Origin of the sequence: Agriterribacter sp. (assembly GCF_035444585.1) — a bacterium.
Lineage (GTDB): Bacteria > Bacteroidota > Bacteroidia > Chitinophagales > Chitinophagaceae > Agriterribacter.
In genome coordinates, this window is the sequence record NZ_DAOMOZ010000277.1 from 1 (window position 1) to 5,519 (window position 5,519).

Sequence of the window (5,519 nt, forward strand, 5' to 3'; positions counted from 1 at the left end):
GAACAAATAATAAGAACCAAATCACAAGAACCAAATAAATTTCAAATCCGAAGCCATAAGCGCTAAATCCGAGGGGAAGAACCAAATCACAAAAAACAAGAACCAAACAAAGCTCAAATCCGAAGAGAGAAGCTCGAAATCCGAAAAATACAACGATAAACTAAAAACCATAAATTTAAAAAATCCGGAGATGCGGTCGGCACCCGACGAAGGAGGGTCAGCACCGCATCTGAACGCAAAGCACCGGGGAACAAATAATAAGAACCAAATCACAAGAACCAAATAAATTTCAAATCCGAAGCCTTAAGCGCTAAATCCGAAGGGAAGAACCAAATCACAAAAAGCAAGAACCAGGGAAGTATCAAATCTTAAATCTTAGATCCGAAATCCGAAAACGGCTTTCAGCCATGAGCAAAAAAGGAGTATTGGTGGTGTTCCTGGTATTACCCGCTGAAAGCTGAACGCTGATAGCACAGTATGAGACATATGTTACAACACCAATTGATTGAATAGTTTTTCCAACGCTTCTTTGGGATCAGAACAGAAGCCGGGATGAACTTTAGAGCTTTGTATAACAGTGCTTCTTATTGCCGTTAGCCAGCGAAAGCGGGAAGCCGTATCCAGCCTGGCAATAGGACCGCCATCGGCAGCGCCCATGCAAATCCTTTCAAAAGAGCGGAGATGCGCTTTTACCTCTTCTATATCTGTTTGTGCGGAGAAGGCACGCAGGCGCTCTTCGTTCAAATGGAACATGCTTTGTAAAAATTTTTGTTTGGAAGCGTACAGGATAACACCAACATTCATGAACTCTTCACGTTCCACCCTGGGCACAATGCGAATAACGGCGTACTCAAATAAGTGATAGTCTTGCATGCTGCGCTTCTTTTACAAAAATTTCTGAATGATGAACCCGGGTTGTTAAAAATTGAGTATATACCTGTTTCTTTCCGGCTGCAGATCCGGGTGGCGATGCAGTTGTAAGCCATTCATCGGGGATGAGCTCAACAATAGAGCGGATCCTGTGGGGGGGCAGCATGGAGCGGAATGTTTCATTTACAGCTTCGAGTTCACTTGCCCACGGCAGTAATACATGATCTTTAACTTGTATAAACGGCCGGGTTGCCTGTTCCTCCCAATCGTTCCATGAATGATGGAAATAAAGGGCGGCACCGTGGTCAATAAGCCATAGTTCCCTATACCACATCAGCATATTGGTATTGCGGGAACTGCGGTCTACATTTGTTATGAGGCTGTCTAACCAAACGATCCGGGAAGCAAGCGTTGCATCAATTTTTGCAACAGCCGGATCAAACGCGATGGCTCCCGAAAGATAATGAAGGGCAAGGTTAAGTCCTTCGCTGAATTTCAGCAGGTCCTGTATCTCTTCGTCGGGTTCTGTGCGGCCAAAAGCTTCATCAACATTTGCAAAAACAATTTCAGGAACTTTCAATCCCAATGCACGGGCGATTTCGCCGCCCAACAGCTCGGCTATAAGCGCCTTAATGCCCTGTCCTGCCCCACGGAACTTCAGCACATATAAAAAGCCGTCATCCGCTTCGGCAATGGCGGGTAAGGAGCCTCCTTCCCGCAAAGGGGTAACATAACGGGTAACATTAACCGTTCTTATAGGTGGTGATGTATGGCTCATGTGCAATTTCGCATTTGTGCATTATTTTCTCATCAATATCATAAAAGACGACCAGACTGAAAATTAGCCATTTTTTATCTTTTCAGGTCAGCTATATATTACTGCAAAAATATATTTTGATTTCATTTACAATACGGAACTTTATCCCTAATTGCAGTGTATGAAATTAATATGGTTGTTATCAACTGTTTTCAGTTTGTTTTTTACAACAGGTTGCAGGTCGCAGCAGAAACAGGCAGCATTAAAACCGGCAAAGGATAGTATTTACAGTTCCGGTGATACCTCTGCAGGCGGAACAGGGAAATATTACTTCGGCAGGGAGATAGCTCATGTTATGGGCCCTGCAGGATCGGCATGGCTGGACAGAGAAAGCCGCCCTCAGGAAGAAAATACGGCACTCGCTATTGCAAAAATGAATTTATCTCCTTCAGCAGTAGTTGCCGATATAGGCGCAGGCACAGGATATTATAGTTTTAAGTTGAGTGAAAAAGTGCCGGAAGGCAAAGTATATGCCGTAGAGATTCAGGACGAAATGATCGCAGCGCTTAAGGAGCGGAAGGCGGTCTTGCGTAACCGTAATGTAGAAATAATAAAAGGAAGTCCTATGTCGCCTAACCTGCCTGATCGTTCGGCAGATCTTATCGTTATGGTAGATGTATATCACGAACTGGAGTACCCGCATGAAATGCTGCAATCCATAAAAAAGGCATTAAAAAAAGACGGTAGGCTTTTACTTATCGAATATCGCGGTGAAGATCCTGCCGTACGCATTAAGCCTTTGCATAAAACCACTATTGCACAGCTCAATAAAGAATTATCGGCTAATGGTTTCAGCTTATACTATAAAGGCGATTTCATGCCCATACAGCATTTCCTGCTGTATGAAAAAAAATAAATTGCATTGGTTATACAGATAACTTTAATGATTTGCCAAACCTTTTCTTTAAAAGATCCGTATATTTAACAACAGAAGAAAGCGGATTGATTTTTTACCCGCTTGCATAAGTATTTATACTTATAATGCATACAGCAGTTGGCGAAAGTATATGATGTGAAGCTTATCTTTCGTTATCGGCAAGCAGGTTGATCCCGACCGGTTAGTGTAAACGAACCGGATCATTTTAATGCGGTAATGCATATGCTTTGACACTAATATATAATACACACTATTGCTTAAAGCCGCTTTGGCTTAGTTTTTGAATACTGGTTTGGCACACAAACAGGAACCATCCTCTATAATTGCTTTTACATTGAATCACAAACTGCGTTCATATGCGATTTGGTTTACGCTGCATTTTAAAAAGTAATGCATTCCTGTTCATGCTTCTTTTATTTTCCTGCAATAAGGAAATTGACCATCCTTTTCAGCCCGACCGCGAAATAACCGGTGAATGGATATTTATGTCCAACACCGTTTCAACCGAAACCATTACAACATATAATGTTGACAGCATTGTATATAAAAACAGATTAACAGCCGATTATATTACCTACAACAACAACGGGAATGTAACGATAACAGAAGGCAGTATAAAAGGCGCTGATCTCAGGTTTGATGTAATAACAACCGCTTATTTTTCATTTTATGTGGGAGATGACGATGAGGAAGACAGCGTAGAAACATCTTTCACCAGTTATATGGATTCTGCCTACCAGTGTCAGAAAATATTTCAGCGTATAGGCGAAGATTCTGTTTACTTCCCCAACGGGATCATCATGCAATTGCCTGATGTTAACGGCTATGAAACAACATCAATGAATTTACCTCAGGGTGGTCATATAAAACGGTTTGACAATTCATTATTAATAACCACTACTTCAGTATGTGATTCTTCCTATGAAGAAGACGAGACGGTTTATCATATCACGAAAAAGGAAAAGGTTGACATGGCTTTTGAGCGTAGACGCTGATTTTTTAAAATGAGTAAAGACAATAATTTTTGTGCTGCAGCTATACTTTTGCGGCAGAGGGATGTACCCACGGCTTGCGGTATGGCCTTTGCAGCAGCTTTGTAGCCTCTGCATCTCCAACGATCAGCTTTTTTACAGGGTCGTAAACCAACGGCCGGCCCAGCTTCATGGAAAGATTGGCGATAATGCAGCTTGCGGTAGAGATATGTCCTTCTTCAATGTCGGCTACAGGCCTGGTTTTGTTGTCAATGGCTTTCAGAAAATCCAGCATGTGCAATCGTGTAGCCGGCGCTGCATTCAGTTCAATATCAGGTTCTGTAAGGTCTTCGGGATACTTTTCCTTTTCGTATACTACATCCTTATGGATTTTTTCACCCTTGCCCTGTGGTATAAAATCATATTGCATGGTGCTGGCGCACAGTGTTCCTTTTTCGCCGTACAGCTTAAACGACCAGGGATACTCCGGGTCGGCAGGCGTTCCCCAGCTCCGGTGCTGCCACACGCAGTTAAGCTCAGGATATTCGAAAATGGCTGATTGCGTATCTGCTATATTGCTTTTGCCGGTTTTGTCAATATATATGCCACCTGTAGAACTGATACGGTTTGGCCAGCCTAATTTCATCATCCACCTAACGGTGTCGAACATGTGAATACACATATCGCCCATGATGCCGTTACCGTATTCCATGAAAGTGCGCCACCAGCGTACATGGGGTAATCCATCATATGGTCGCATAGGAGCGGGGCCGGTCCACATTTCGTAATCCAAAAAGTCAGGCACAGGCTGCACGGGTGGGTTGCCGTTATTGCGCATGTGATAATAGCAGCACATTTCTACATGCGCTATTTTTCCCAGCAGTCCGGCATCCATGATATTTTTCTTTGCCTCAATCAAATGCGGTGTGCTTTTGCGCTGGGTGCCTACCTGCACAACCCGGTTGTGTTTGCGTGCAGCGGCTACCATAGCCTCGCCTTCCATAACGTCTACACTTATGGGCTTTTGTACATACACGTGGGCACCGGATTGTATAGCCTCAATGGCCTGCAGTGCATGCCAGTGATCAGGTGATCCGATCAGTACGATCTCAGGTTTTTGCTCTGCCAGCAGCTTACGGTAATCGCCATACGTAGGCGGTCTTTTTTTATTGGACTGTCGCTGACCCACCATTTCCGCCGCTTTCTCCAATTGATGTTTATCCGGATCGCACAATCCTACCACTTCAACCGGCGCAACCTGTATCAGCCGGAACAGGTCGCTCTTGCCATACCACCCCGTACCGATGAGGGCTACCCGCCGCGGTTTCGCCGGAGGGGACACTAAAAAATCCATACCATTGGCCTGAAGAGAAGCAAGGGCAAGGGCAGCGGATGTACCGCGGATAAACTGGCGGCGGTTAAAGTTGTGCTGGCTCATATAACAAGTATTAGAAGTAATAATGCAATAGCTTAAAGATAGCAAGCTTTATTGTTTGTAATTTATTTTTTTCGGAGGGTTTACCCGGTTGGGAGAAATCTTGCTATTGAGCGTATGCGAGACCCCGACGAAACCCAAAATAAGCAATAGCTGCTTATACCGGATGAATCGGGAACACAGGTGACTCATAGCATTGTATGTCCCATGAGACTACTGAGTCCCACGGAACAGTTATAGTGGAAAAAACTATTAGCACCTGATAAATTGTTGGAGCCGGACTTTATGGGTTACCAAAGCTGTACGAAGTTTCCAACTTCGTATTTGTTATGTTCTTCCGGGACTCTGTCCCGGTAATACAATTTTAACCTATCGCCCGGAGGTGACAATATAAATATGTGGCGAAGACGCCATGCATAGCTAAATGGTTGTAATGAGAGAGGTTTTACAATCCGGTTACTTTTCTTATATACTGTCTTGCTATCAGCGCATATTCTAACGGGTTAGCTTTGGCCGGATCCTGCTCGGCTTCCACTACCATCCAGCCTT

Annotated in this window: 5 protein-coding genes; 2 read left to right on the top strand and 3 right to left on the bottom strand. The window is 43.9% G+C overall.

Features of this window, described 5'->3' with window-relative positions:
* Positions 1-489: 489 nt before the first annotated feature.
* Positions 490-873 carry a DUF3037 domain-containing protein gene (locus PLH26_RS19825; protein WP_324587758.1) on the bottom strand — a complete coding sequence of 128 codons (384 nt, stop codon included), beginning with the start codon at positions 871-873 and terminating at the stop codon, positions 490-492.
* The gene (locus tag PLH26_RS19830) at positions 851-1,648 is read right to left on the bottom strand and encodes a HipA family kinase (protein WP_324587759.1); all 798 of its coding nucleotides are present in this window, start codon (positions 1,646-1,648) and stop codon (positions 851-853) included. The genes PLH26_RS19825 and PLH26_RS19830 overlap by 23 nt, the downstream gene beginning before the upstream one ends.
* 160 nt (positions 1,649-1,808) lie before the next feature.
* Here PLH26_RS19830 and PLH26_RS19835 point away from each other — a divergent pair, with 160 nt between their 5' ends.
* Both PLH26_RS19835 and PLH26_RS19840 read left to right on the top strand, forming a co-directional pair.
* On the top strand, positions 1,809-2,543 hold the full coding sequence (locus PLH26_RS19835) for a class I SAM-dependent methyltransferase (RefSeq protein ID WP_324587760.1): 735 nt from the start codon (positions 1,809-1,811) through the stop codon (positions 2,541-2,543).
* Between the two features lie 377 nt (positions 2,544-2,920).
* The gene (locus PLH26_RS19840; protein WP_324587761.1) at positions 2,921-3,559 is read left to right on the top strand and encodes a hypothetical protein; all 639 of its coding nucleotides are present in this window, start codon (positions 2,921-2,923) and stop codon (positions 3,557-3,559) included.
* Between the two features lie 40 nt (positions 3,560-3,599).
* Here the strand turns inward: PLH26_RS19840 and PLH26_RS19845 are convergent, their stop codons facing one another.
* On the bottom strand, positions 3,600-4,973 hold the full coding sequence (locus PLH26_RS19845) for a Gfo/Idh/MocA family protein (protein ID WP_324587762.1): 1,374 nt from the start codon (positions 4,971-4,973) through the stop codon (positions 3,600-3,602).
* Between the last annotated feature and the right edge of the window lie 546 nt (positions 4,974-5,519).